Below are 26,566 nucleotides of genomic sequence, written 5' to 3' on the forward strand. Positions count from 1 at the left end.
TATTATCTGAAAATAAGGATTTCCCTTTTGTTCGATGGAAATCTTTGATATGCTGAGACAGGATTAATTAAGAATGATTCTCAATGTCGAATCACGAATTAAAGGAGGTCTCACCATGAGACGGAAAACTTGGATGACAGCGTTAACGCTCCTCGTGTTGAGCAGTTTGATGCTTGCAGCTTGTTCAGGTCAAGCAGAGCAATCGAACGAAAAAACGCGGACGATCACGCACGAAGCAGGAAAAACGAAAGTACCGGAAAAGCCGAAGAAGGTCGTCGCGCTCGAATTCTCGTTCGTTGATGCGTTAGACGAACTCGGCATCACACCGGTCGGGATTGCACAAGAAAACAAGACCGATGTCTCTGGATTACTCGGAAAAGACATCGAGTTCACGGAAGTCGGTACACGCCAACAACCGAATCTTGAAGTGATCAGTTCCTTGCAACCGGATTTGATCATCGGCGACTTCAACCGTCATAAAGGAATTTACAAGCAATTGCAAGAAATCGCACCGACGATCATCTTGAAGAGTCGCAATGCGACGTATGAAGAGAACATCGATTCGTTCAAGACGATTGCGGAAGCGGTCGGCAAAACGAAACAGATGGACGATCGCCTTGCGCTTCATGAAGAGCGCTTGCAGGCAGCGAAGAAGAAGGTTGATCCAAAAGATGACCGGAAAGTCATGGTCGGTGTCTTCCGCGCCGATTCACTGACAGCACACGGTGAGACGTCGTTTGACGGTGAGTTGCTCGAGAAGATCGGTATCGAGAATGCCGTTACGAAAACAGCGGAACCGACTGTGACGATCACGTTAGAGCAGATGGTCAAGTGGGATCCGGACGTCATCTTCATGGCGGAAGCCGATCCGAAGTTATTGAAAGAGTGGAAGGATAATCCGCTCTGGAATCAGATCACAGCGGTTAAAAACGGAGAAGTCTACGAAGTCAATCGTGACCTCTGGACACGTTACCGTGGTCTGGACGCTGCCGAACAAATCGTTGACGAAGCAATTCAATTGCTCAAACAGAAATAACGAACGACAAAAAGCCGGAGCAATCTGGCTTTTCGTCTTGATGAAAGGGGAAAGATCCGGTGCAGCGGAAACGTCTGATTTTCGTACTTATCTTACTCAGTTGCTTGGCCGTTTATAGTAGCTTGTTCTTTGGTATCACACAGATGAATCCGGTCCACTTAATGCAGGAGTGGATCAGTGGCACGACCTCTAAAGCGGGACTCGTCCTGACGAATCTGCGCTTGCCGCGTCTCTTACTCGGATTGTTGCTCGGAGCAAACCTTGCCGTCGCTGGAGCGATCATGCAAGCCGTGACACGGAACCCGCTCGCTTCACCACAAGTCTTTGGTGTCAACGCCGGTGCGTCGTTTCTCGTCGTCTTAAGCCTGCTCATCTTTCCGTCACTCGGGACGGCGAACTTGCTTTACTTCGCCTTTGCCGGTGCCTTGCTCGGTGGCGTGCTCGTCTTTTCGTTCGCTTCGATTCGCGGGATGACGGCGTTAAAACTCGCCCTCGTCGGGATGGCGATTCATCTCTTGTTGACGTCGCTAACGAAAGGCTTGATTTTGTTCAACGACCGGATCACGAACGTCTTGTACTGGTTGTCCGGTTCGCTCAGTGACGCAAGCTGGCTCGAACTCCGGATCGTTCTCCCATGGTCGCTCGCAGGTTTGATTCTTGCGGCAAGTCTCGCGAAGTCGCTCGCCGTTTTCCAACTCGGGCAAGACGTCGCGGTCGGACTCGGACAAAAAGTGACGCGGATCCGTCTGCTTGCCGGCATCAGTGTCGTGTTACTCGCAGGGGTGACGGTTGCCGTCGCCGGAGCAATCGGCTTCATCGGTCTGATGGTGCCGCATATCACACGTCGACTCGTTGGCGAGGACTACCGGATCGTCTTACCCGTCTCTGCCGTCATCGGTGGTCTGTTGTTGACGTACGCTGATGTCCTGGCGCGCTTCATCGCCTATCCGTATGAATCACCAGTCGGCATCGTGACGTCATTGCTCGGGGCACCCTTCTTCCTTATCTTGGCACGCCGCCAGATGAAAGGGGGATTACGATGAGAGACATGCGTCGGATTTTACTTGTCGCAGTAATCGTTCTTGTCACGAGCTTCGCCTTACTGTCGGTCGGTTCGATTCAGTTATCGTTAACGGAACTCTGGCAGTCATTCTTTGGTGGAAAGGATGCCTTCATCGTTCAAAATTACCGCTTGCCGCGAACGGTCCTCGCCTTTTTAGCCGGTGCGAGTTTCGCTCTTGCCGGGGTCATCTTACAAAGTGGCATCCGCAATCCATTGATCTCGCCGGACGTGATCGGAGTGACGAACGGAGCGTCTCTGTTCGCTGTCTTGACGATCGCCCTCGTGCCGGATGGTCCGCTCTTGTTGACACCGATCGCCGCTTTCATCGGAGCAGCACTCGTCATGCTGGCGTTGATGATGCTTGAGCGGGGGGGGAACGTCTCCCGCAGTTCGTTTGCGTTACTTGGTATCGCCGTTAGTGCGATCTGTGCCTCGGGAACAGAATACCTGTTGATTAAATTTCCACTTCAGACGAACGATTCACTCGTCTGGCTTGCTGGAAGTCTGTTCGGGAAAGGGTGGCAGGAAGTGTTGATCTTAGCGCCGGTGCTCGTCGTAATCGGTGCGATCCTCTTCTATCGCCATCGTCAACTCGATGTCTTATCACTTAGTGAGGAAGTCAGCATCGGTCTCGGGTTACCAATTCAGCGGACGAGGCACGTCTTCTTGGCGCTCGCTGTCATCCTAGCCGGTGTTGCCGTTGCAACGGTCGGTGCGATTGGCTTCATCGGTCTGATTGCCCCACATATGGCACGTCGTCTCGTCGGACATAAACACCTCGCCGTCTTACCAATGGCGCTGTTACTCGGCGGTGGGTTACTCGTCGTCGCTGATGCGCTCGGTCGCGGCATTCATCCGCCGCTTGAAGTACCAGCCGGATTGATCACGGCGATCATCGGTGTACCGTACTTCCTGTATCTCTTACGAAGAGAGCGGGCGGCTTGAACGGATGAAAGAAAACAAAACAATCCCCCTCATTTCGTAATTGGAATGAGGGGGATTGTTGTATAGAAGTTTTTGTTTAATTCATCATGAGGCATGTTTTTCACTTTATGCTGAGCGGACTTCCGAACCTAGATTCAAGAAGATCTCTTCCAACGACGCTTCCTCGACTTCGAGTCGATACACGTTAACGTGTTGCGAGACGAGGTAGCTATTGATCGTAGCAATATCGTGTTCACTTTGGACGATGAACGTCGAGTGAGTAGAGGAGATGTTGACGTCTTTCGCAAGTGACGACAACTTGGTCTGCAGATGTTGTTGTGTATCATTGTCGAGCGGCGCATGTTTTACGTGAACAGTGATGTTCTTCTCATGTTGTTCCCGTAACTCCTCCATCGTGCCTTGCGTCTGAATCGTTCCGTCCTGCATGATCGCGATCTCCGTACACAGTTTTTCGACCTCGTCCAAGTTATGAGACGTTAAGAAAATCGTCGTTCCGTCTGCTGCGATCTTGCGAATCAAAGTATGAATCCCGAGAATCGAGTTGGCATCAACGCCAGACGTCGGTTCATCTAAAAATAGCATTTCCGGTCGATTAATCAGGGCTTGGGCGATCCCGAGCTTTTTTTTCATCCCAAAGGAGTAGTTCTTCGTTTTCACATCGATGGCGTCTTCGAGTTGTACATCACGGAGGAGTTGTTTTAACTCGTCCGTCGTCGTCTTCAGACCGAGGACTTTACTGAAATACTTCAAGTGATCGAGCGCCGTGAAGTTTTCGTAAAAGGTCGAGTAATCCGGCAGGACGCCGATTCGAGTTCGGACGTCCTTCAAGGAATCGTTCGGTGCTCCGAGTAACTCAAACGTTCCGGATGTCGGACGGACAAGACCCGTGATCATGTTGATGAATGTTGATTTACCGGCGCCATTTTGACCAAGGAAGCCGAAGATGGCCCCTTGTTTGATTTCGAGATTCAACTGGTTGACGACGGTCTTATTGCCGTACTGTTTCGTTAGATTGGTTGCGCGAAGGGCTAGCATCATAAATCTCTCCTTTTAAAGATCATCAAGCTCGCGATGACGAAGACGGCGATATGGATCAAGACAAGATACGTGTATGCAGTGTTTTCTTGCGTGTAGTAATAATAGGGCGTCAAGTAAGACAACGTATCAACGATGACATTCTTCGAAATAAGACTCCACATCCCAATGACCGGAAGCGCGATCGAGATGAAGATACCGACGAACATCGTCATTGCAGAGCTGTTGACGACTGTCGAAAGAAACAGCGACAGACCGATGAAGTAAGAGACGAAGATGATGCTTTGGATCAAATCGACGATCGGGAACGATTTTGAAAACGGAACGATCAACAAGAGGGCAACTGTCAGACAGAGGACCCAGAACGAGACGTTGCCTAAAAACTTTCCGAAAATGATGTTCTCACGAGATGTTTTCGTCGCAAGAAAACGGATCGTCTTCGATTCGATCTCTTTGTTGACGCTACTATGAGAAATACTCGTCACGAATAAAGGAGATGCTAAGAACAGAAGCAGCATCAAACCGATGATATAGGCGTTGTCACCTAGACCGAGATCACTAAGTTGTCCTTTGAACTGGCTGACAAGCTTAGCGGAACCAATCGTCACACCGAACAAGACGACGATGATCAGGATGGCTCGAATACTTTGGAAAAGCGATTTAAATTCTCGAAGTGTAATCGCGAACATATCGACACACCTTTCTGTTTGAGTTTAGTATTGCCGTGCTATCTTTTTATTCTTCGTGACGTTAGTGATACCGGCGATCAAATAAGCGATTGAACCAAAGACACCGGCGAGTAATGTGAAGATCCCACCGAGAATTGCAGTAATGATCAACATCTTTCCTGCTGAACCGTTTTTGCGAATCCGGACGATCGAGACGATTCCGCCTATCGTACATAAGAGAGAGACGGCACCAAGGTACAAGAAGAATTGTTGGAAGGATGTGAGGATTTGGGTAGACGTGACATCCGTAATGTTCTCATCTTGGATGAATTGATCGACCAACTCCTTCATGCCAGCGTGATCCGCAATCGATCCAGACAATAGAAACCCACCTAAACATAATGATCCAAACAAGACGATACCGATGACAGCAAATATGTATTCCGTTGTTCTTTTCAAGTAAAACACTCCTTTTCCTTATTTTTCCGATTTGACAATCCTAAACTACCATGACTCGAATCACTATGACAAGCGAAATAATGAATATATTTTAATTATTTATTGGTTAAATGTTTAATTAATATCAAAAATAATTTAACTTTATTTAATGGGATGCTATTATGGTGACATGGGAGGGAAATGGAAAATGAAAAAAGATGATGTTCCAGATTGGGTTTTATCTCTAGAATTGGAAGAGATGGAATTCGTTAAAAAATTCATCGTAAGCTCGGGTTCTTTGAAAGAACTGGCGAAACATTATGATGTCTCCTATCCCACAGTCCGGATTCGCGTCGATCGGATCATTCAGAAAATCGAAGTGAATGAGAAAATCGAGAATGAACCGTTCATCGCATACATTAAACAAATGGCCATCGAAGACCGGGTCACGATTGAAGATGCCAAAAAAATCATCGAAAAATATCGACTTGAGAGGGGTAACAATCAATGAACTTTTTCATTTCTGCTCTAATTATCAGCATCTGTTTAGGAATACAATATTTTTTATCGAGTCGTCATAATCCGTATCTCGGTATCATCATGCCAATCGTTTTAGTTATTTTCCTGACATGGCGTTACTTTGATGGTAGATATAATAGTTTTTTAGCCTATGTATTGATTTTAGGGGTCGGCATGATTTCACTGTGGGAACAATGGTCGCGTGGTCGAAAGAAGCTTAAAGAGAATCAAGAAAAAGAATTAGAACGGATGCGCGTGCACGATACATTGTGAGTTACACCCATACATATCTTTTTTAGTAAAAAATGAGAGTAGCCTCGGTTTCGATGATGAAACAGAGGCTACTCTCATTTACGTGTTAAGGACTATATTCATATTCCGTTCATTTTAATCGAGTTCAATCTTCACTGTCGTATCCTTTGGAAAAGCCTCATCTGATGCATAAAGAACAAATACCTTTTGATCGTCAGGAACTTGATAGACTAAGTCGACAAGTGACTTATATGGAGCGAAGTACTGATAGCCGTTCTTAAATGCTTTTTCATTATGATTGACATAATCGACGGTAGAATATTCTTTACCTTCTAGCGAGGTCAGCGTAAATGTTCCTGGTCTGTAAGTTGAATATGCACCTTTACTTTGTATATCCGAGTTGTACATAAAGACAGGAATTGTGACATACCGATAACCGCTCTTTTCCTCTAGATCGAGTTCTTTCGGTGTTGGAATGAGTGATTTAGCATAGAACAGTTCAGAAGTTGCTTCCGGATCGCCTGGATACGTTTGGATGACTCCTTTTTTCATCAGTTTTTTTAGTGCTGTTTGATCACCTGATTTCTTGTCAGCAGATGTTTTTAGATCAGTGGTCAAATCCTTTAATTTTTGCCCACTCGTCTGTTGCTGAGGAGCACTCTGTGTTGTAGTCGTCGAGGATTCCGTTGAGGCGAACAAGAATAGGCTTGCCACTCCGATACACAAGGAAGCGGCGATGGATCCAATTGCCCATTTGAAACGCCGTTCTGTCGCTTGCGTATTTTCGACGATACTGCCGAGTGCAGCATTCGGTGTGATGCGGACGGCACGTTCGGCAGGGAGCAAGGCACCTAACAGCCCCGTGATCACCGGAATCAAGAGCATGATGCTGAGGAAACCAAGCTCTTGGACCGGAAATTGTCCGTAAACGAAGCCAATCATTCCAAGTGCTGTCAAAAGACCAATCACACCAGCGCAGAGTCCTGTCATCATGCCTTCACTTAGTACGAGTAAACGAACTTGACCGTCTTGCCAGCCTGTTGCTTTAAGGACGGCGAGCTGACTTTTCCGTTCATTGACGTTTTGCCACATTATTTCGGTCGTCGTCAGGATGGCAATCAGTAGAGCGACACCCATCGCGACGTAGTGCATCGTCCCGACTTCGAGTGCGACATATTCGCCGAGCCACGTTGCATACAAAACACCTTTCAGTCGGAACGTGATAAACAAGAAGAATATGAACAAACTCGTCGGTAAGGCAATCGCGACGACGGAGAGTAATGACCGTTGCCAGTAGGTGACGAGCTGGTTGATGCTCATCCCAAGCACGCTACGCGCGCGGACGAAACGGCGACCTTTTGAGACTTCACCGAAACGCATGCTTTCGTACGGTTTGATCCGACGGATGAGCGTCATCGGCACGAGCGTTCCACCCCAGTAAATAAGTAAACCAGCAAGACCAATCAATAAAATTCGACCGATTGCAATCGGGTTGTCCGTCGTGACCCAGAACGAACCGAGAATCGTCCAGGCAATCAAGACGACGAGTGTCCCGAGCAGCGTGGCTTCGAGGAACAGTAGTTTTGACAGCTGGCGCGGACGCCAACCGAGTGATAGTAAAATCGCGAATTCTTTCTTTCTTGCATACAGCAGGATGATGTTCGAGCTGAAGACATAGACGAGAGCGACAGCGATGACACTTGCGATGATGCCGCTCATCCCGACTTTTGCTTCCTGGAAGATCGCAATCGACGAGCCGAGTTTAATCCACGGTTGTTGGACCCAGCCGAGCGCTGATTCGTCTTTTAGTCCCGGTAAATAGGTTAAGGCGAGCTGCGGTGACGAGCCGAGGGTCACGTCCGTGATTAGACCTGTCTTCTGTTCGATTTCTGTCGCCACCTGTTGGAGCTTTTTCTCGCTAGCAGCATTCATCGTCTCGACACCTTTGACGTTGACGCGGATGGCAGAGATCGCTTTGTCACCACGAATCTTAAACGCAGCATCGAGCGTCGTCAGCATCGATGGTGGTTTCGTCAGGAAATCATACGGATCATTCGTCGGTTTAACGTCTCGAACCGGATTGACGGGACGTTCATTCTTATCCATCACCCACTGGGCTTTTGACGGGAAATACGTCTCCATCGGCAGTTCCGTTAGCGGATCTTTCGAGATGTTCAATTTTTTCGGATCGAAGACCCCGATATAGTTCAAGTTGACCTTTGGCCAGTCCGTGCTTTCTTTTCCGAACATCCGCGCTTCCCGGTACATGCTGCGTTTAGCGAGTAAGGAATCTTGCTCGACTTGTTTCGGTTGGACTTGGTAGGTGAACGGCCAACGTGATGCGTACGGACTTTTGATTGAGCGGTAGTCGATCGGAGACGGTTTTAAGGCAATCCACGTAAAGGAATTACTGTTCGTCTCTTCAGCGGTCGGTAACGTATGTTTCAAAATATCATTGACGAGCTTTTTCTGGACATCTTGTGTCGTGATCGTATAACGTTTCGCACCACTTGTCGGTAAGGAGTCTAAGTATTTTTTTCCGCCTTTTTGTTCGACCTGTTGTACCAGATCGTTAATGGATGTTTCTTTCGACGGCAGCTCCACTTTTTCGTACGTGTAGATGCGTGACGCGTCCACGTATTCACGATTGTTCAACAGGATCGGAATTTGGACACCGTCTTCACCAAACGAGGTGACCTGATCATCTTTTGAAAAATAGTTACTATAGGTTCCTTTGGTCGTCGCTTTATCTAAGCCGACGAGTGCAGCTTCCGCCTCAGGGTCAACCCCTGCAATCATGACTTGACTCCCATACTCAAAAAGAGGCTGCTTTCCAAGTGGAAGGGGGGACACGCCTGATTTTACTGCATTTTCTGTAGGTTCCCATCCCGCAGCTAAGAAGGTGACCCCACTCGAGGATTCGTTCTGTAACCCGGTATCTTGCGTGTCTTTGATCGTCAGTTTATAAATCCCTTCTTGATCGATCGTATGCGTACCGATACTCGAAAGTGTTTGGTTATACCCAATCATCGCGATGGGGGCAGCAACCTCGACGTCAGCAATCTGCTTGATCGTGTCGTACTGCTTGCGAGTGATCCCACCATCGAGACCACTCATATAGTTTGGCTCGAGTAACTTCAAGTCTTCCGTCACACTGCGGCTGCCTTCTGGTCGAACGACGATGTCGTAAGAGGAGCCCCAGCGCTTTTGCAGTTCATCGACGACGGTTCCGTTATTGGCTTGCGTCGTTCCGATCAAATAGCTCAGTCCAGTACTGACGATCAGAACGCCGACAAGTAGCAGGATGAATCGCTCTTTATTACGCCACCAGGAATTCCAGATGAACTTAAGCATCGGCAAACCCCTCCTGGAGTAAGATGTACTGTCTTGTGATGGACCTTGCATCGACCGTCGACTGAAGTGACGTATAGCTATGGATGTGTACCGATTCAGTCATGTGCGAACCCTCCTTTAAATGAGTGTTTTTATTCCATATGTAAGTAAAAAAACCAATCATTACCTAATTATAATAGAAGGTTTAGAAATCGGGCTATAAAAACAGAAAAATCAGAAAAATGAGTCAATGATTCAACTTAAGAATGACATTGAAGGGGACAAACATATTATCATGTGCTCATGATAGGAAAAAATCTACATAATACGATTTATGTGATTAATTCAAAAAGGTTATGAAACCTGAAGGAGTATAAAAGCGTTAATGAATTTACATGTGTCTTACATTAAAACGAGAGAAAGGAGCGGATGGTCATGAGCGAATCCATTGTTTATTTTGTAATCCTTGTTCCTCTGCTGGTGTTTGCTATCGTTCTATCGAGAGGAAAAGGTGCATCACTGCTTGCAGGATATAATACGTTGTCTGAAAGTAAGAAAGAACACTACGACGAAGTCGCCCTATGTCAATTCATGGGTAAGATCATGTACGGCGTTTGTTTTAGCATCCTGTTGTTCGCGGGGAGTGAGCTGTTTGGATATCACTCTTTGTTTACTTTGGGCGTCATGCTACTATTCTTTCTTATTGTATTTGCAGTCGTCTATTCGAACACGAGTGACCGATTCAAGAAAAAGAGATAACTTTGTTCACGTCAGCAAGACCTCCATCATTTAAATCATAATGAGAAATCCTTTAAGGCGATTAACATCGAAATGACTTTCGTCGTTCATATGAAGATATCAAACCTCATCAATCGTGTATGAAAAAATGTGTATGGGTAACTCCGTCGTCTCGATCGTCTCGACCAATGTCCATCCTAATTTTTTATAATATGCTGAAGCGTTTTTTGTTTTTAAATAGATTGTTGTGATCTGTCGTGATTTGGCGTAGACGATTAATTGATTGATGAGTTGTTGCGCGATTCCTTGATTCCGATAGACTTTTTCGACGAATAAAGAAGCGAGCCAAGGCGTATAGGCTGGTCGTTCATTCAAGTCATTTTCAAAGAGGGAAACGGTTCCGATACAAGTGACATCATCTAAGGCAACGAACGTCACAGGGTAAGGTTCACTTGGTTTTTTGTCTAAAAATGCTTTTACTTTTTCATAAGGTGCCGTCCCTTTTTTCTTTTGAACGAATTCGGTATGAATCATTGTGGAAACCACTTCTAATTGTTCAGGATGATTCGATAATGTATCAATGATCATCTTCTTATCCTCCTTTCTACACTTATTGTATCGATCATTAAATCGATTCGTCCTGCAACATACGATTGTAGTTATTTAAAACAGTACATCTGTCCTCATCGGAATAAAGGAGCTTTAGAATGAACTTCGAACAATACTTGCATCAACGTTATGGAAATGTAAACTTATTTGATCGTTCCTTTGTCGAGAAGGATTTCGTAATTCACGTAGACTTAGTAAAGGACCTGTATCAGTTAAAGAAAGATTCAGATGAAATCAACGAGGAATACTTCAAACAGGCATACCAAAAATCAAACGAATTGTTTGAGGATCTATTCCGAGAAGCGGAGCCTCATTATTTCGTCGTGCATGTGAGAAGTGAGCGCGATAAGTATCAAAAGTCAGCGACGAAAGTGTTTCATCATTTAAGACGTAGAGAAGATCAATACAACATAAAGTTCGTAGAGAGAGTGATTGATGAAGAAGAGCAGGTATCCGAATATGCCGTGTTTTTACCGAACAAAACCGCGTTAGATTATAAGCGTGTAATCAAAGCAATCTGCAATCAGGATTTCCCGCCGCTACAACCAAGATTTCGTCAAACGTATACATACTATCCGGAAGTCTTTTTCGTGAACGTGGATCGAAATATCGTCATGAATATCTACGATGATCGCGGTTGTTTTCTTCTGTTCGGTGATTCAGTAACGTATGACGTGTTTAAGAAGAAATATCATAATGATATTAGTTAATCGTCAAGCGTGTTTTCATCGGTTTGCGAAACGCTCAAGCTAGTGCTAAGAAGCCGATCACTGAAAAAATAAAAAGAACTAATAGAGAAGTGAGCAATGTTAACGCGAGGATTTTCCCCGTATTTCTTAGACTTATGATGGCGCACACTATCGCAAGCAATAGTCCAGCTAACATATAGTTCGTACCCCAAAAACCATTGAACGGTAAGAGCTTAACAGTAAGGAAAGTGAAAACCACGATGCCGATTGAGATCCATCCCAAATGCCTTCGCATAAACTACCTCCTCGTAAAATGAATACACATAGTCATAATTTGGTTTTTTTAAGCGTATCATTACAAATGTTTACAGTGAAAGAGTTTTTTAAATAAGTCGTCTAAAGATATCCTGAATGAACGCGTGTCATACACCAGCTCGTCACGAAACATACCAACAAGCAGGAAACCATTGAGCAGTCATCGAGCAACAAACAATCCCTCACTCTAATCAGAATGAGGGATTGTTTCGTTTCATCATTAGATCGTCAACTCGATCACATTACCTTCCGGGTCCGTGATCGTACTTTCATAATACCCGTCACCCGTCGTCCGGGGACCGTCAAGATGTTGTACACCTGCGTCCTGTAACCGAGCCGTCCAGTCGTCGACCGCTTGTTTGCTGCCGAGCGAAAAGGCGAAGTGGGCATACCCGAGCGCATTCATCGTCCGTTCCGTGATATCCGTCCGTTGCATCAACTCAAGGCGCGCACCACTCGAGAACGTCAGGAAATACGATGTGAACCCTTTCGTCGGATTATGATACCGATCGCCTGCCGTAGCATCAAAATGTGTTTCGTAGAATTGACGCATCCCGTCAAGGTCTGCCACCCAGAGGGCGATATGTTCAATCTTCATCTCCATTCCTCCTTTTTTCAAGACGCTTTTGCCAATCGCTGTCTGAACAACATCCGGTTCAACCCTTCCGTAGCGACCAGCATCAAGAAGATGAGACTGATCGTAAACCAATGGAACAACGATAAGGAATAGGACGTCGCCAGCCAGCCGAACAATGGCGGCATGAAGGTACTACCGGTATAGGCGAATGCCATTTGTACCCCCATCAGCCGTTGCGCCGCAGCCTCCCCGAAGCGAACCGGCGTCTCATGGAGCATTGCCGGATAAATCGGTGCGAGACCAAGCCCGACAAGTACGAAACCAAGCGGCATCCAGGCAGCGGGTGCGAGGATGAAACAGGTAGCTCCGACGAATGCCGTCCATTGACCGACACGAATCAAACGACGATTCGACCAGCGCAGCGACAGAAAACCACTTATGAAACGCCCCGCGGTGATGCTTCCGTAGTAGACGGAAATCCACGTCGCTGCTGACGTCACGGAAAAGGAACGGACTTGGACAAGATAACTACTGCCCCACAGCCCGACGACCGCCTCGGCTCCACAATAAAAACAGAACGCTGCGAGTGCGGCAATCAATCCGCGTGGTTTTCCGGACGACGTATTTACGGTCTGAACCTGTTCAGACACGTGTTTCGGAGCCCGTTTCCAGAGCGGTAAGCTGACGATCAAGATGATCATCAAAACGAGTTGCAATGCACCGACGACGAGGTAACCAAAACGCCAGCCGGAATCGAGCAATACGCCAGCCATGATGAGCGGACCAGCCGTCGCACCGATGCCCCAGAAGCAATGGAGCCAGTTCATGTGATGCGCTTGATAATGGGTGGCGACGAAATGATTAAGCGCCGCGTCAACGACTCCAGCACCCAGTCCGAGCGGGATCGCAAGAACGAAGAGCCAAATCAAGGACGGAGCAACGTAAAAACCAATCAACGCCAGTGCCGTCAAACCGGCAGAAACTGCCGTGATTGGACCTGTTGAATAACGTTCGATCAAACGACCGCTAAACAGACTCGAGACGATCGTTCCGGCAGCAATCGTCATGAAGAGCCATCCCGCCATGTCGAGCGGTGCGTCGAGATCGAGCCGCATCACGGGCCACGCTGTACCGAGTAACGCGTCCGGAAGACCAAGACTGATGAAAGCGAGATAAATTAAAGGTAATAGTAGACGGGTCATCGGGTGAGTCCTCCTAACGGAATTTGTTCAATGAATGATTGGATGCTCAGTTGCATCAAACCATCCAAATAATCGGTTTCCCAGTCGCCTTGCCGCAACCGAGGTAATTTGTCGAGCGGAAAGCGCTTGGCGCATCGATCCGTCAACCGTGCTAATCCGTCATCCGAGACATCTGACGCTGTAAACAAGATGACATCTGGGTTCAAGGTGACGCTAAACGAGAGGATGATCCGACTTAACGCCTCATACCAGTCATCAGAGTGAGGCGAGCTTGTCGCAAGAACTTGACCGACATTTCGTTTCTCGTCAAACGGAATGAACGAGATCTCTCCAGCAAAGTGATGCGCTCCTCGGACGACACGACCTGAAACGGCGAGACCGGCTCCCGGTCCGTTCGTTCCGAGATAGATATAGACGGTCGTATTGTTATCAGAAGCTTGCGCCCGGACCGCCGCATTCATGTCATTTTCGACGATGACGGGTCGCCCGAACCGTTCCGTCAGTTCTTGTTGCAAGGGGCGACCGTCAAGCGCCGGATAATCTGGGGCGAATAGGATCGTGCCGGTTGTATCAACGGCACCAGCGACACCAATCGCAAGCGTTTGAATAGATGGATGATCGTCGAGTAATGTTGTCAGTGTTTTCGATAAAACAGATCCATGATCCGACGAATCGAAGTTCAGGCGATCCGTTGCGATCAGATGTCCACCGACGTCGTGTATGCGATACTGCAGATACGTGCGTTCGAGATATAGAGCGAGTCCGTGGAAGCGATCCGCGCGGTAGCGATACCGTTTTGCCGGACGCCCTCCGCGAACCAATTCAAGTGGTGTCTCTTCAATTTCCTGTGCAGCGATCATCTGATCGATCTGTTTGCTCGCAGTCGGAAAACTGACATCCAAAACGTGACGAATCGCAGGGATCGTATCCAGGTGGTCGACTAAAAAAGCATGACGTGTAAGTGAAATGAGTTCAGTCAAACAAAGACCTCCAATCTAAATCACTTATTAAAAAAGTTTAATAAGTTTTGATTTGAGTATAGCAGGTCGGAAGAAAAAGACAAGTTTAAAAAAGAGGTGTAGGATAAGAATATTTAGAGAAATAACGTTTCATCCTATCGTTGTCTGGATATATAAAAAGAAGATAAAAAATTTTAGTCATATATCTTTAATTCATACTATTCCGATTTGTAATATCTTGGATAGCCTGTAACAGGAGGTAGATGACGAGAGGAGCTTATAATCATGACTACCCAACTATCAACCGACCTAGGATCCCAAGATATTTTAGCCTCCCTGCGAGATAATGTCGCGATGATTCGATTCGACCGGCAACGTCGTGTCGTCGACGTCAATGGTTTATTCGCAAAGACGATGAAATATAAACGAGAAGAGATGATCGGGATGCAGCATCATCTCTTCTGCACGACGGAGTTTGCAATGAGTGACAGTTACCAAGCATTTTGGCAGAAGCTGTTTAGTGGCTTCAGTACGGCAGATAAAATTGAACGCATCGATGCGCATGGTCAGTCGATTTGGCTAGAAGCAACCTATATGCCGATTTACGATGGAACGGAAGTGACCGGTGTCTTGAAGATTGCTTCCGATATTACGGATCGTCAGCAGACGATTCAAAAGTTCGCGACTTCGTTTGACACGATTGCTAGTGATTTGAATACACGATCGACGCATGGCGAGCAGGAAAGCGAAGCGTTACGGCGAACGATCGAACAGATGGCCGAGACGACCCGTGATAACCATCAGACGATTGAACGGCTGCAACGCCAGGCACAGGACATCGCTCAAGTGACTGAGACGATCAAAACAATTGCGTCACAGACGAATCTATTGTCACTGAATGCATCGATCGAGGCAGCGCGAGCCGGAGAACACGGCAAAGGATTCAATGTCGTCGCGACGGAAGTCCGAAATCTCTCAAAGCTCGTCGAACAAGCCGTCGTCGATGTTCGACAGACGACGCAGCGAATGAATGATGAACTGCAGCGGATTGCCCGTGCGATGACGCAAGCAACGTCGGATGCACAAGCAAGCGTCACGGTCGTCGCAGAAACGGTCAATCGCTTCCATGACGTTCAAAGTGCGGCATCGACGTTAACGGAGACAGCGCGAGACTTTACAAAAGCAATTTAAGTGAGAGACGGCATTCCGGTAAACGGAGTGCCTTTTTGTATAAAAGTACCCCTATACTTTGGAATAATATGTTAATATACTACAAAACGGAAAGGGAGCGAACTTCTGATGAATATCCGCACTGCTCGTCCTGACGATTTTCAGGCCTTGATACCATTGTTCCAGCAAATCCACGATCAACACGTCGCTTTACGACCCGATCATTACCGTCCGCACGAGATGCCGGTTCCGGAAGACTTATTTCTGTCGCAACTCGAGAATCCAGATTTTGCATTACTCGTTGCGGAACAAGACGGGCTTGCCGGTGTGATCGTCCTAAAGGAAGACATCGTCGAAGGGAGTGGCTTCGTCTTCGATAAGCATTACTTACGCATCATCAGCCTCGTTGTTGCGGATACGCATCAAAAACAAGGCGTCGGGAAACGATTGATGCAAGCCGCTTACGCACATGCGGAAACGATCGGCTGTGACAAAATCGAACTCGGCGTCGATGACGCCAATCAGGAAGCGATCGCCTTTTACGAGGCACTCGGAATGGCTGTCCGCTCGAGACGAATGGAATGGAACGTGACGTCAAGCAGGGAAACGTCGACGTGATGTCAAACAACAGGTACTAGAAAGGAGAGAGGTCATGTTCAGATTACAAGTATCCGATCACGTATCGCTTCAATTGTTTGAACGGCACCATGCGGAAGGATTATTCGCCCTCGTCGATGCCAATCGCGCACATCTCCGCGAATGGCTCGGTTGGGTCGATGGTGCAACAGAGACAAGTACATATCAGGAGATCGTCATTCCAGCATGGCTGCAACAATTCGCCGATGGCAACGGCTTTACATGTGGCATTTATCTTCATGACGAGCTCGTCGGAACGATTAGTTTACATGAGATTAATCGGCATCTCGGGCAAACGTCGATTGGCTATTACTTAGGGGAAAAGGACCTTCGAAAAGGCGTCATGACGGACGTCGTCCGGTTCATCACGAACTATTGTTTCGAGACGCTCGGCTTAAACCGTGTCGTCATCGAGTGTGCGACCGGAAACGTCCGAAGCAGACGAATCCCGGAACGACTCGGTTTCACGGAAGAAGGCGTCTTACGAGACGCTGAGAAATTGTACGGGACTTATCACGACATCCAGGTCTATGCGATGTTACGACGGGACTGGATGAAAACACAGGAGGTGGCAGCATGCGCATCGAGCCAATGAATCAAGCGACGTATGACGCTTACTTACCGGTCGCAATTGAGGAGTATGCGGCAGATAAGTGTCGCGCTGGTACGTGGTCAGAGAACGAGTCGCTTGAGAAGGCGACTGAAGAGTTCGCGGCGCTGTTGCCAGAAGGTCTGAAAACGAAGGATCATTATTTGTTTACGTTTCGTGATGAGACAGATAGCGACATCGGGATGGTTTGGGTCCATGTGACGGAAGAATCACGCGGACGTTCCGCCTTCATTTTCGACGTCAAGATTACGTCCGACAAGCAGAACCAAGGCTACGGCAAGAAAGCGCTCCGATCACTAGAAGTGATATTAAAACGGATGAACGTCAAGAAAATTTCCTTACATGTCTTCGCGCATAACGAACGGGCGATTCATGTGTATGACTCGCTTGGGTATGAAAAAACGGATTATTATATGTCGAAACGTCTCGATGACAGCCATTAAAAAAGATTCCTCTTGCGCAAGCAGGAGGAATCCTTTTTGTTTAACGCCATGTTTGTAAGGTATTCGCGAACTGAATGTTTGTCTCCAGTTCACCTGTGATCTCGCTTGCTGTGAAGTCATTGCCAGCGAGCCAGTCGGCAAAGTCGAACGTGACCGGTTCCTGATCACCACCGAGCGCGAACCAGACCTTCAACTCTTCCGGGAAGTAGGCAGACGTATGAATCGTTCCCGCCCACTGGGCATATAAATCAGCGAAGACGCCTTTATCGGTATCGTTGAGTAGTCGGAAAGCGGACTCCGCATCTTGAATCATGTGTTGATGCGTTTTTAGCTCCATCATCCGACGTTTCGAGTCATCGAGGTGATAGCGGTTTTCGTGTTGCAGCAAATCGAAGTGATTGGTGCACATGTTCGATTCCCGCACTTGGACGTCGCGCGCCGTCGCCTCGATGACGAACGAACGCGCCGATTTATCGTGGACGACATACGTGAACGATCCGCGATGCGGAATCTCCTTGACGAGTGAGATCGCATCGTCGACCGACGTGCACATCTCGAGGATGATCCGCCCGATCATGAAACTGACGAACCCATCGCCCGGACGGCGACGATTGATGAAGTTATAGCCCATCGCAAGCCCATGTTCATTCATCCCGTCCATCCGACCGGTCACCCGTGATGCCGGACCGATGATCGCTGATCCGCCATCGTTCGGTTGAAAGACGGAAAATCGACCATCATATGTCATCGGATGGTAATCATAGTTGCGGACGAGGAAATTATCACCGGTCATGATCGAACAACCGCTTTTCGGTCCTTCGACCCGATAATGCCCGAAATGGAGTAACGTATCCGGAAGCGACAGTTCAAGTTCGTCCTGGAGTCCAAGTAACTCGTCCCAAATATGCGGGGCGTACCGGAGAAACATCTCCTTCGTCTCGACCGGATCGACTTGAAAGCGCGGAACACGGATCTTCCAGTTGTCTTCCCGGTTATGGAGCAACTGGTTTCGTTTGACGTAACGCCCTTGTTCGCGACCGAACTCATAATGACTGCCGCGGAATTGCGTGATCTCATTGGCTACACGTTGCATACGATTCATCCTTTCTTCAACTGCTGTATGCTGATTATATCGAACGTGAGGGAGAAAGTCGTACGGCAAGTCTTTACCAAAGCACATCTAAAGTATGGGAATATTGAAAAAATAGTCAACTTTTTCATTCTTAAACCGATAACAAAAACGGGAGGGGATGGAATGAAACATATGTCAGTCAGACGGAAGATACAAGCTTTGATCGCAACAGCCGTCGTTGCGATGCTTTTGATTGCGGGAGCAGGACTTTATTTCTTAAATCAGATGTCGAATGCTTCCCGAGCGATGTATCAGAAAAACTTAATACCGATCCAGGAAGTGGCTCAAATCCGGATCGATACACGCGCGCTCGATTCGTTTTTAGTCGAGATGATGTTAACGAAGGACGAGGCACGGGTCACGGAACTGCAAGCTGATATCGATACGCGTCAAGAACAGATTCGCGCATCAGTCACGAAAATCGAAAAAACAGGGCAATTCGATGCTAAAGAGAAGAAACAGCTTGAAGAATTAAAGGATAACGTCCTCGCCTATGATAATTCGATGACGATCGTCCAGGATGCGGCGACGCGCAACGAAACCGAAGAAGCCTATACGGCATACACGCAAGGTCTGGAACAAGTTCGGGATAACGTCGCGGATTCTGCGAAGTCGTTGATGTCTTCGATGACAAAACAAGCGAAGACGTTAGACGCTCAGAATCAAGCAGAAAAACAAACGGCCTTTTACTTAATGCTCGGCATCTTTTTACTCGCGGTCCTCTTGTTTGCAGGACTTGCAATGTACATTACACGTCTCATCACGCGTCCGATTCGTCAATTGCAGGGATGGATGGATCAATCGGGGAACGGGGACTTGACCGTCCGTGGAACATACGACTCAAAAGACGAGCTTGGACAGTTGACGACGTCCTTCAACGAGATGATTGCATCACAGCAACAAGTCGTGCTTGAACTAACAGGTACGGCTGACCGTGTCGCTGTCGCATCGGACGAGTTGAGCGTCAACGCGGAATCGACGACGAAAGCAACGGAAATGGTCGCCGTGACGATGGAAGAGATGGCAAGCGGTGCTAGTCAACAATTGCATCAAGTATCGGATGCCTCACGGACGATCGAAGAGTTGACGACCTCGGTCCGTTACGTCGCCGGTAATGCCCAACAAATGACGGACCGCACAGCGGATGCGATGGAAAAAGTCGCTCTCGGTGGTCAAGTCGTCGGAACACTCGGTACCCAAATGGGACGGATTCAAGAAGATGTTTCTCGACTGAGCCACGTCATTGACGGTCTTGGTAACCGATCGCAGGAAATCGGACAAATCACGGATTCTATCAAAGGTGTCGCGGCACAGACGAACTTGCTCGCATTAAACGCAGCAATCGAGGCAGCACGCGCCGGTGAACAAGGGCGCGGATTCGCTGTCGTCGCAGCGGAAGTCAAGACGCTCGCGGAGCAGTCGGCGGTCTCGGCAAAACAAATCGAGTCGTTGATTCGGGTCATTCAACAAGAGACGGAAGCATCGGTCGCTTCGATGGAGAAGGTTTCAACCGAGATGACGAGTGGGATTGCCGTCGCCGATCAAGCCGGTGCCTCATTCTCAGAAATCGAGACAGCGATCACCGACGTGACAGGGCACGTCGAAGAAGTGTCCGGCGCCGTACAGGAAATGGCGGCAGCGAGCGAGCAGATTGCCTCCGTCATGCGAACGATTCAAGCAGTGACGGAAGGGACTGCTGCCGGAACACAAAACATCTCCGCTTCGACGGAGGAGCAGATGGCATCGATGGAAGAAATCTCATCCGCGTCGCAGTCACTCGCGACGATGGCGGATGATTTAAAACAAGTCACAGGCAGATTCACCGTGTAAGATATTGAACGACGACCATGAGGTAATTCATCATGGTCGTTTTTTTATTTGTGGTAATGAATGGAAAACAAGCAGGGGAGTAAGCGTGTGGCGTCGTATGTACAGGTTAAGTAAGAGTGATACAAAGCAGCAGATAGATGTTATGAAAGTGATTGAAGAAATTGTTTGACAGCACGACGGGACGTCAGATGGATGACTTGTTTATCGGACGTCGCTGTAAGCGTTGAAAGAATACTCGGTCGCTTATCGATCGGGAAACGCCAAATCCATTTCAGAAAATCGAACGATAGTTTCTCGGGACAGCCTGCCGCCATATCCGGTCGACCGGTCTTGCGATAGCGCCACGTCCTTTTCAATGCCCGGTACAGACAGAGTGTCCGTGGTAGGTCAAGGAAGATGATCGTATCGGCGGCATCAATTCGTAAATCAAGCGTTCCACCGTAATTACCGTCGATGATCCACGTGTCGCGCGAGATAAGTGTTTGTTGAATCTGGCGTTGTTCCTCACGCGAAACTGCTTCCCAGTTCGGACGCCATAATAAGCTGTCGAGGTGATCAACGGGATAGCTGAGTTTTTTGCCCATCTCGCGGGCAAGCGTCGATTTACCGGATCCGCCGGAACCAATCAAGATGATTTTTCGCATACAACACCTCCTATTTTTTGTCATAGAAATTGATAATACCATGGTTTTCTAGTCGAGGATAGAACGAAAGGAGTGAATGAGATGGTACCAAATTTCATAATCGAAGGGATGGCGATCGTTTTTACACTACTTGTAATCGGTTGCGGCGTGTTATTCCTGCCGCAGCGATGGAAGCGGTATGGCTTGATTTTACTTGGTTTGGTGGCAATCGGGTGCAGTTCCTTTTGGTACATCCGACCGACGCTCGTCAATCAACAGATTGCTGAGGATGAGAAATTGCTTAAGATAGAACTAGCACGGCAATTCCCGGATGAAGTCTACACTACAAAAACACAAAAATTTTCGTATGAGTCTTCGGCGAATCCGGCTTCAATCGAAGTCGAATTTGCAAATGAACCTGACGTAACTTATTTTCTAGATATGGATGGGAACCGGATTAGGCTGTCAAGTTTTATCTTTAAAAACGGAGGATTTCCACAGGATTTACAGCATGAATTCAAATGAAGAGGCTGACTCAAAAAAAGAATGACGCGTCTTTTCACGCCCTTTCCTCAGGCGAGACACAAGCCAGATTTCCTGCTTCGTTGAAGCAGGAAAGCGGGTCTTGTTCGTCTCTGACAGCGCATAAATGCGCTTGTTCCTGTAGGAGTGGCGTGTGACGTGTCATTCTTTTTGTTACTAAATAAGGGAGGCAGATCATTATTCTGCCACCCTTATCTTTGTAGAGACTGACTTTTGAGTCAGCCCCTTTTGATTAAGTCGATTTCAAATTTTTCGTAGCAGACATCGTTTTGACAGCGAAGAAGGCAATCAGACCAAATCCGACCTTGTTGATCAAGTCAGCGAAGTTATAGATCAATTCGCGGACGAGTTGCACTTCGATACCGGGTGCAAACAAGGTGACCGCGTAACCGACCGGATAGATCGCCCATCCGATCAAGATAAACAAGCGCATCTGCAGCAAGGCTTTACGAATCGGGGCAGGCTTATCTTCAGCGGCTTTCGTGACGTTCGTGAACAAGAGATAAATGATATAAAACCATGCGATACAACCGACGACGTATGCCCAAAGACCGAGTTGCGTGAAGCCACCCGCTAGATTGATGGACGACTCTCCGATGTAACCACCGATGATCATGATGATGTCCGCGATGACGAGTTTCGTCAGAAGGGAACGCCCTTTCCCACCTTTTAAACCGAGTAACAGCGGAAACTTGATCAGCAAGAGAGGCGTCGTCACGAGCCAATCGATGTAGCGGATTTCAGTCGGAAAACCATCGATCTCCGACAACAAACCCGATTCCCCGACAGCTTGCTTCATGAAATAGTAATGAATCGCAGCGACGAACGTGACGAGAGCAGCGACTGTTGCGGTTGAGCGGTATTCCGGGGCAAGGGAATTTCGTTCGACGAGAAAATAAAGCGTACCGGCGGCCATTCCGACGAATCCGACCCAGAACATGTACTGGGTCGCAAGGACGAGAAGGTTAACGTCTTCCATGTTGTTTCGACTCCTTTTCGTAAGTGGACACGACCTTTCATACTTTTATTTTACTGACGATACAAACTTCAGACCCCACGTCGAAACGCTCTTGATGTGCGGTCTATCAACGGTTTGACAACATTTTGACACACTTGAGGAGGAGTGACGTATGTCGATTAAACGAACGGATCATATCAGCCTGAACGTCTTGAATCTAGAAGAAGCGATTTACTTTTTTTCACTTTGTGGTCTCGAAGTACGCGGACGTTGGGAGATGAAAGGAGAGTTACTCGATCGTTTATTGAATCTAGAGGGAGCGGAGACGGAGTGTGCTGCACTCGGATTACCAAGTGAACCGATATGGCTCGAACTCGTTCGGTTCAAACACCCGCGCGACACAGCTTCCGTAATCCAATCCGTCCATGCGATTGGATTGCGTCATCTCTGTTTTGAAGTAACAGAACTCGCTGCGCTCGTCGAACGTTTAGCGGACAATGGATATCAGTCGATTGGCGACGTCGCGAATTACGAAAATGAGTATCGCCTATGTTACGTAAGAGGACCAGAAGGCGTGATCATTGAGTTGGCAGAAAAAATCGGACCCGTCTAGACAGGTCCGATGTATATTTTTAAGAACAACAGGAAGTCGATGATTGTGACAGGGAAACTTTGCACACACCCGTCTCCGGTAATGATAACTTGACCTGCTTGGCACGTGCCTCGTCTCCGACAAGAAAAGCAACGACTGATCGAACTTGTTCATAACCGGTCGCAAGCAGGAAGGTCGGAGCACGACCGTAACTTTTTGCACCGACCAGATAAAGTCCGAGATCTGGATGACGTAACTCCGCTTCTCCATGTGGACGGACAGTTCCGCAACTATGAAGGTTCGGATCAATCAGAGGAGCAAGTATTCGACTACTCTCGGTCACAGGATCAATATCAAGCCGTACTTCTTCAAGGAACGAGAAGTCGGGTCGACTTCCTGCGTTGACGATCAGCTGATCGATATGATGGAGAGACCGACCATCTTGAGCAGTGATGTCAAACGACTTTCCTTTCGATTCAATGGATTGGGTCTTGAAACTGGAGTGAACCCTAATCTGATCTCGTTCAACGAGCTGACGGATACGCGAACCGAGTGCCCCGCGACCTTCTAGTGCATCCTTATCTTCTCCGCCGTAGGCTTGAACGGGGTCAGATTTGCGAAGAATCCAATGAATCTCCGTTTCAGGGTAGTGCGCTTTAATGGAAACGAGTTCAAGGAGCGAGTTCAAAGCCGAGTGCCCGCTACCGATGACAGCTACGGATTGATTAGCGAAAACAACAGTATCACGTTTCGCATTTACGATCGAATACCGGACAGGTAAGTTCTGCTCGATTTCGACTCGATGACCAGAACTGATTGCAGGATTTGGTCGCCCGAGGACGCCAGACGCATCGATGACCGCGCGAGCGAGAATATGTTTACGTCCGTTCGGCGTGTCTATGACTAATTCGAACGGTGTTACATCACGTGAGGCATTCGTCATCTTGTCTAGACCTGCCCGTGAGATCGAGAGAATCTCATGTTGGAAATGTAGAGAGGGAGCAATTTCCGGTAATGCAGCAAGTGGGGCAAGGTATTGTTTGATCAATTCAGTTCCGGTCGGCACAGTATCGTTTGCTGGTGCAATCCAGTCCGTCAGCTCGAGCAAGTGACGTGCTGCGTCACTAATATTGTATTGCCACGTCGAAAACATCCGAACGTGTTCCCATTGTTTGATATGGTGGGCAATCGAAGGACCTTTCTCAAATAGTAAAAACGATTGACCTTCCACTACAAGTTGAGCTGCAGCTGCAAGACCGATCGGACCGGCACCGATGATGACGATGGGGTGGGAAGAAGCGTATGACATGAATAAAACCTCCTTTTTATTTGTAAGTTGCAAATATTAGAGACATGGTTTACAGCAAACGTCACTCTCGCCCATCTTCGTGTTCAGCAAGTCGATTGCCTGGAGGACATGTGCTTTTTCGAAGGAAGTCATTGATGAGAAGATGGAATCAAGATACGTGTTCATCTCTTCGTCAATGGCTTGAGCAACACGTAATCCTTTCTCGGACAGGCGAAGTAGGTGAATTCGCCGATCGTTGATCGCGGGACGCTTTACGAGTAGGTCCCGCTTAATCAATGTTTGTACTTGTCTGCTGAACGTAGTGATATCAAGAGCGAGTTGGTCAGCAATTTCTTGCATTGCGGAGTCAGGATGTTTGGCAACCTGATACAGCAGATGACTTTGAACGAGAGATATCTCTTCATCTAGGACGGCACAACAATTCTTATTCAATAATCCGAAGCGCCGGGTGAACGTTTGAAATAATTCACGAGTTTCATTCATGTATAGCTCTCCTTTCTCTATTTTGCTTATGAATCAGTTATACGATATAAACTTGCAAATTGCAAGTAATAAATATATGATTTTCTCATATTCAATTTTAAATAAGGAAAGGGGGAATTGGATGCTTGTTCGTTCGATGGAAGAGGAAGATCGTAGCACTGTGTTAGCCATCTATTGTCAAGGAGTAGAAGAAGGGAACGCGACGTTCGAAACGATGATTCATGAGCAAGAGTGGTGGACAACGCTGACGCAATCTGAACGATTCGTTCTAGAGCAAGGTGGAAAAGTGATTGGCTGGGCTAAACTGGGACGTGTTTCTGAACGTCATGTCTACCGTGGCGTACGAGAAGTCAGTATATATCTAGAGCGTTCCGCTCGAGGACTCGGCGGTGGACGATTCTTACTAGAGGCATTGATCACCTATGCGGACGTCAATGGGATTTGGACGCTTCAATCACACATGTTCCCAGAAAACATCGCAAGCAGACGGCTGCATGAGCGACTTGGATTCGAACTAGTCGGTCGACGACGTGCCATCGCACAGCATCATGGTGTCTGGCGAGACACGTTGTTATTTGAGCGACGAAATGACCTCAGGTAATGAAGTGATGTTTACACGCTTGATTGTTCATTTCAAATCTTCTAGCATGACCTGCCTTCGCTGAAGCGAGGGTTTTTTAGTTTATCCGTCGATGGAAGAAGGAAAGTACTAAAGACGTATGATGTTACTTAAAATGACGGAGGAGGATGGATGGATGTTGCACGCCTTATTTTTAAACTGCACCTTAAAAGCATCACGTGAACCATCGAATACGGAGGCGCTGATCCGTGACGTGATTGCATATTGGAAACAAGAGGACGTCACTTCAGAAATTGTCCGGATCGTCGATCACCAAGTGGCGTTCGGCGTCACGGAAGACGAAGGCAACGGGGATGAATGGCCCGTGATTTTCGAAAAGGTGAAGCGGGCGGACATCGTTGTCATCGGAACACCGCTCTGGTTGGGTGAAAAAAGTAGTGTTGCGACGCAAGTCATTGAACGATTGTACGGAGGGAGCGGCCTGACGAACGATCTTGGACAAGCAATCTACTACAACAAGGTCGGTGGCGTCATCGTCACGGGGAATGAAGATGGAGCTAAACATGCGTCTGCTTCCATCTTGTACGGTCTGTCGCATATCGGCTTTACAATTCCGCCGAACGTCGATGCTTACTGGGTCGGTGAAGCGGGACCAGGACCATCGTACATCGAAGCAGGACGGAACAACGACTTTACGAAACGACACGCACAGTTTTTAGCTGCTAACCTATATCATTTTGCGAAGATGTTAAAGGAACATCCGATTCCAGCAGAAGGGAATGTGATGGAATGAAAAAACAACGTTTAACAGGGTACGGTGTCGCCACATTGTTCGCGATGAGTTTAATGCTTGCGGGTTGCGGAAACGACGAAGCGTCGACGGACAAGGTTGAAGAAGGATCAACGAATTCGAACACGACCGACGATACGATGCAAGACAAAGATACGGTTACGAAAAATGCCGACACGGATTATGGCTTCAACAGTCTGTCGATTGAAGCGGACGTTGAAGGGGATAACGATGCCATTGATATTAGTTATGATCGGGATAATGACGGAACGGAAGCGGAATATCGCTATAAAGGGGAGCAAAAGCAAGGAGACGACGCGATGACGGAACTCGACGCGAAGTTCAAGAACTTAAAGATTGATGCGGATACATCTGAAAAAGAGGTCATCAGTGAGGTTGAACGTGTGTTTGCGATCCAGGATGCTTCTCGCTTAGAGGTTGAAATCGAATTCTCAGACGGAACCGAAAAAGAATATAAAAAATAAACAA

The 26,566-nt window shown here is 47.6% G+C and carries 30 protein-coding genes; 17 read left to right on the plus strand and 13 right to left on the minus strand.

Annotated elements, in window-relative coordinates:
• Positions 1 to 115: 115 nt before the first annotated feature.
• From KNQ09_RS04285 to KNQ09_RS04295, 3 genes are read left to right on the plus strand one after another with little or no spacing between them, the layout of a single operon-like run.
• Positions 116 to 1,036, plus strand: a complete 921-nt coding sequence (locus tag KNQ09_RS04285; RefSeq protein ID WP_214857574.1) for an ABC transporter substrate-binding protein — start codon at positions 116 to 118, stop codon at positions 1,034 to 1,036.
• Between the two features lie 59 nt (positions 1,037 to 1,095).
• Complete coding sequence (locus tag KNQ09_RS04290) at positions 1,096 to 2,079, plus strand: FecCD family ABC transporter permease (RefSeq protein WP_483299309.1); 984 nt, start codon at positions 1,096 to 1,098, stop codon at positions 2,077 to 2,079.
• A 5-nt stretch (positions 2,080 to 2,084) separates the two neighbouring features.
• Positions 2,085 to 3,044: a FecCD family ABC transporter permease gene (locus KNQ09_RS04295; RefSeq protein ID WP_214858560.1), complete on the plus strand. Its 960-nt coding sequence runs from the start codon at positions 2,085 to 2,087 to the stop codon at positions 3,042 to 3,044.
• A 105-nt stretch (positions 3,045 to 3,149) separates the two neighbouring features.
• Here the strand turns inward: KNQ09_RS04295 and KNQ09_RS04300 are convergent, their stop codons facing one another.
• Genes KNQ09_RS04300 through KNQ09_RS04310 form a run of 3 tightly spaced genes read right to left on the minus strand, consistent with a single transcriptional unit; the run spans position 3,150 to position 5,206 of the window.
• Positions 3,150 to 4,079, minus strand: coding sequence for an ABC transporter ATP-binding protein (locus KNQ09_RS04300; RefSeq protein WP_214857576.1), 930 nt, complete (start codon positions 4,077 to 4,079; stop codon positions 3,150 to 3,152).
• On the minus strand, positions 4,079 to 4,768 hold the full coding sequence (locus tag KNQ09_RS04305) for an ABC transporter permease (RefSeq protein WP_149427320.1): 690 nt from the start codon (positions 4,766 to 4,768) through the stop codon (positions 4,079 to 4,081). The genes KNQ09_RS04300 and KNQ09_RS04305 overlap by 1 nt, the downstream gene beginning before the upstream one ends.
• 24 nt (positions 4,769 to 4,792) lie before the next feature.
• Positions 4,793 to 5,206, minus strand: a complete 414-nt coding sequence (locus KNQ09_RS04310) for a DUF4064 domain-containing protein (protein ID WP_058265893.1) — start codon at positions 5,204 to 5,206, stop codon at positions 4,793 to 4,795.
• 187 nt (positions 5,207 to 5,393) lie between these two features.
• Here KNQ09_RS04310 and KNQ09_RS04315 point away from each other — a divergent pair, with 187 nt between their 5' ends.
• Complete coding sequence (locus KNQ09_RS04315; RefSeq protein ID WP_214857578.1) at positions 5,394 to 5,696, plus strand: DUF2089 family protein; 303 nt, start codon at positions 5,394 to 5,396, stop codon at positions 5,694 to 5,696.
• The gene (locus tag KNQ09_RS04320; RefSeq protein WP_050677872.1) at positions 5,693 to 5,977 is read left to right on the plus strand and encodes a hypothetical protein; all 285 of its coding nucleotides are present in this window, start codon (positions 5,693 to 5,695) and stop codon (positions 5,975 to 5,977) included. Before KNQ09_RS04315 ends, KNQ09_RS04320 begins: the two co-directional genes overlap by 4 nt.
• 114 nt (positions 5,978 to 6,091) lie before the next feature.
• Here the strand turns inward: KNQ09_RS04320 and KNQ09_RS04325 are convergent, their stop codons facing one another.
• Positions 6,092 to 9,310, minus strand: coding sequence for an ABC transporter permease (locus KNQ09_RS04325; protein WP_214857579.1), 3,219 nt, complete (start codon positions 9,308 to 9,310; stop codon positions 6,092 to 6,094).
• A gap of 414 nt (positions 9,311 to 9,724) precedes the next feature.
• Here KNQ09_RS04325 and KNQ09_RS04330 point away from each other — a divergent pair, with 414 nt between their 5' ends.
• A complete protein-coding gene (locus tag KNQ09_RS04330) occupies positions 9,725 to 10,048 on the plus strand; it encodes a DUF3784 domain-containing protein (protein WP_214857580.1) in 324 nt (107 codons plus the stop codon).
• A gap of 99 nt (positions 10,049 to 10,147) precedes the next feature.
• On the opposite strand, the gene KNQ09_RS04335 is transcribed toward KNQ09_RS04330, so the two are convergent.
• On the minus strand, positions 10,148 to 10,615 hold the full coding sequence (locus tag KNQ09_RS04335) for a GNAT family N-acetyltransferase (RefSeq protein ID WP_214857581.1): 468 nt from the start codon (positions 10,613 to 10,615) through the stop codon (positions 10,148 to 10,150).
• Positions 10,616 to 10,734: 119 nt separating this feature from the next.
• Here KNQ09_RS04335 and KNQ09_RS04340 point away from each other — a divergent pair, with 119 nt between their 5' ends.
• Complete coding sequence (locus KNQ09_RS04340; RefSeq protein WP_214857582.1) at positions 10,735 to 11,346, plus strand: DUF3885 domain-containing protein; 612 nt, start codon at positions 10,735 to 10,737, stop codon at positions 11,344 to 11,346.
• A 514-nt stretch (positions 11,347 to 11,860) separates the two neighbouring features.
• Here KNQ09_RS04340 and KNQ09_RS04345 read toward each other — a convergent pair.
• From KNQ09_RS04345 to KNQ09_RS04355, 3 genes are read right to left on the minus strand one after another with little or no spacing between them, the layout of a single operon-like run.
• A complete protein-coding gene (locus tag KNQ09_RS04345) occupies positions 11,861 to 12,238 on the minus strand; it encodes a VOC family protein (RefSeq protein WP_214769983.1) in 378 nt (125 codons plus the stop codon).
• Between the two features lie 17 nt (positions 12,239 to 12,255).
• Complete coding sequence (locus KNQ09_RS04350; RefSeq protein WP_064300940.1) at positions 12,256 to 13,419, minus strand: MFS transporter; 1,164 nt, start codon at positions 13,417 to 13,419, stop codon at positions 12,256 to 12,258.
• Entirely contained in the window at positions 13,416 to 14,399 is a 984-nt protein-coding gene (locus KNQ09_RS04355) for an ROK family protein (protein ID WP_082874267.1), read from the minus strand. The genes KNQ09_RS04350 and KNQ09_RS04355 overlap by 4 nt, the downstream gene beginning before the upstream one ends.
• A gap of 264 nt (positions 14,400 to 14,663) precedes the next feature.
• Here KNQ09_RS04355 and KNQ09_RS04360 point away from each other — a divergent pair, with 264 nt between their 5' ends.
• The 4 genes from KNQ09_RS04360 (at position 14,664) to KNQ09_RS04375 (ending at position 17,237) form a co-directional block, all read left to right on the plus strand.
• Positions 14,664 to 15,569: a methyl-accepting chemotaxis protein gene (locus KNQ09_RS04360; protein WP_214857583.1), complete on the plus strand. Its 906-nt coding sequence runs from the start codon at positions 14,664 to 14,666 to the stop codon at positions 15,567 to 15,569.
• A gap of 108 nt (positions 15,570 to 15,677) precedes the next feature.
• Positions 15,678 to 16,166: a GNAT family N-acetyltransferase gene (locus KNQ09_RS04365; protein WP_149427329.1), complete on the plus strand. Its 489-nt coding sequence runs from the start codon at positions 15,678 to 15,680 to the stop codon at positions 16,164 to 16,166.
• 34 nt (positions 16,167 to 16,200) lie between these two features.
• Entirely contained in the window at positions 16,201 to 16,779 is a 579-nt protein-coding gene (locus KNQ09_RS04370) for a GNAT family N-acetyltransferase (RefSeq protein ID WP_214857585.1), read from the plus strand.
• The gene (locus KNQ09_RS04375; protein ID WP_064300945.1) at positions 16,761 to 17,237 is read left to right on the plus strand and encodes a GNAT family N-acetyltransferase; all 477 of its coding nucleotides are present in this window, start codon (positions 16,761 to 16,763) and stop codon (positions 17,235 to 17,237) included. The genes KNQ09_RS04370 and KNQ09_RS04375 overlap by 19 nt, the downstream gene beginning before the upstream one ends.
• 40 nt (positions 17,238 to 17,277) lie before the next feature.
• Here the strand turns inward: KNQ09_RS04375 and KNQ09_RS04380 are convergent, their stop codons facing one another.
• Positions 17,278 to 18,330, minus strand: a complete 1,053-nt coding sequence (locus KNQ09_RS04380; RefSeq protein ID WP_023468255.1) for a C45 family autoproteolytic acyltransferase/hydrolase — start codon at positions 18,328 to 18,330, stop codon at positions 17,278 to 17,280.
• Between the two features lie 162 nt (positions 18,331 to 18,492).
• Between KNQ09_RS04380 and KNQ09_RS04385 the strand changes: the two genes are divergently transcribed.
• Positions 18,493 to 20,199 carry a methyl-accepting chemotaxis protein gene (locus KNQ09_RS04385; RefSeq protein WP_214857587.1) on the plus strand — a complete coding sequence of 569 codons (1,707 nt, stop codon included), beginning with the start codon at positions 18,493 to 18,495 and terminating at the stop codon, positions 20,197 to 20,199.
• Between the two features lie 140 nt (positions 20,200 to 20,339).
• On the opposite strand, the gene KNQ09_RS04390 is transcribed toward KNQ09_RS04385, so the two are convergent.
• The gene (locus KNQ09_RS04390) at positions 20,340 to 20,843 is read right to left on the minus strand and encodes a DNA topology modulation protein (RefSeq protein ID WP_214857589.1); all 504 of its coding nucleotides are present in this window, start codon (positions 20,841 to 20,843) and stop codon (positions 20,340 to 20,342) included.
• 81 nt (positions 20,844 to 20,924) lie between these two features.
• On the opposite strand from KNQ09_RS04390, the gene KNQ09_RS04395 reads away from it, so the two are divergent.
• Positions 20,925 to 21,347, plus strand: coding sequence for a hypothetical protein (locus KNQ09_RS04395; protein WP_214857591.1), 423 nt, complete (start codon positions 20,925 to 20,927; stop codon positions 21,345 to 21,347).
• Between the two features lie 250 nt (positions 21,348 to 21,597).
• Here KNQ09_RS04395 and KNQ09_RS04400 read toward each other — a convergent pair whose 3' ends face one another.
• Positions 21,598 to 22,344 (minus strand): bacteriorhodopsin, encoded by a 747-nt coding sequence (locus KNQ09_RS04400; RefSeq protein WP_214857593.1) that lies wholly within the window; start codon positions 22,342 to 22,344, stop codon positions 21,598 to 21,600.
• Between the two features lie 151 nt (positions 22,345 to 22,495).
• Between KNQ09_RS04400 and KNQ09_RS04405 the strand changes: the two genes are divergently transcribed.
• Positions 22,496 to 22,936 carry a VOC family protein gene (locus tag KNQ09_RS04405; RefSeq protein ID WP_214857595.1) on the plus strand — a complete coding sequence of 147 codons (441 nt, stop codon included), beginning with the start codon at positions 22,496 to 22,498 and terminating at the stop codon, positions 22,934 to 22,936.
• A gap of 19 nt (positions 22,937 to 22,955) precedes the next feature.
• Here the strand turns inward: KNQ09_RS04405 and KNQ09_RS04410 are convergent, their stop codons facing one another.
• Together KNQ09_RS04410 and KNQ09_RS04415 are read right to left on the minus strand one after the other, a co-directional pair.
• Complete coding sequence (locus KNQ09_RS04410; protein ID WP_214857597.1) at positions 22,956 to 24,224, minus strand: NAD(P)-binding domain-containing protein; 1,269 nt, start codon at positions 24,222 to 24,224, stop codon at positions 22,956 to 22,958.
• A 36-nt stretch (positions 24,225 to 24,260) separates the two neighbouring features.
• Positions 24,261 to 24,707, minus strand: a complete 447-nt coding sequence (locus KNQ09_RS04415) for a MarR family winged helix-turn-helix transcriptional regulator (protein ID WP_023468262.1) — start codon at positions 24,705 to 24,707, stop codon at positions 24,261 to 24,263.
• 121 nt (positions 24,708 to 24,828) lie between these two features.
• On the opposite strand from KNQ09_RS04415, the gene KNQ09_RS04420 reads away from it, so the two are divergent.
• The 3 genes from KNQ09_RS04420 to KNQ09_RS04430 all read left to right on the plus strand — a co-directional run bounded on the left by KNQ09_RS04420 (position 24,829) and on the right by KNQ09_RS04430 (position 26,562).
• Entirely contained in the window at positions 24,829 to 25,308 is a 480-nt protein-coding gene (locus KNQ09_RS04420; protein WP_214857598.1) for a GNAT family N-acetyltransferase, read from the plus strand.
• Positions 25,309 to 25,462: 154 nt separating this feature from the next.
• Positions 25,463 to 26,080: a flavodoxin family protein gene (locus tag KNQ09_RS04425; protein WP_055968026.1), complete on the plus strand. Its 618-nt coding sequence runs from the start codon at positions 25,463 to 25,465 to the stop codon at positions 26,078 to 26,080.
• A complete protein-coding gene (locus KNQ09_RS04430) occupies positions 26,077 to 26,562 on the plus strand; it encodes a YusW family protein (protein WP_230088549.1) in 486 nt (161 codons plus the stop codon). Before KNQ09_RS04425 ends, KNQ09_RS04430 begins: the two co-directional genes overlap by 4 nt.
• Positions 26,563 to 26,566: the final 4 nt, after the last annotated feature.

Origin of the sequence: Exiguobacterium sp. s191, assembly GCF_018618955.1 — a bacterium.
Taxonomy (GTDB): domain Bacteria; phylum Bacillota; class Bacilli; order Exiguobacteriales; family Exiguobacteriaceae; genus Exiguobacterium_A; species Exiguobacterium_A abrahamii.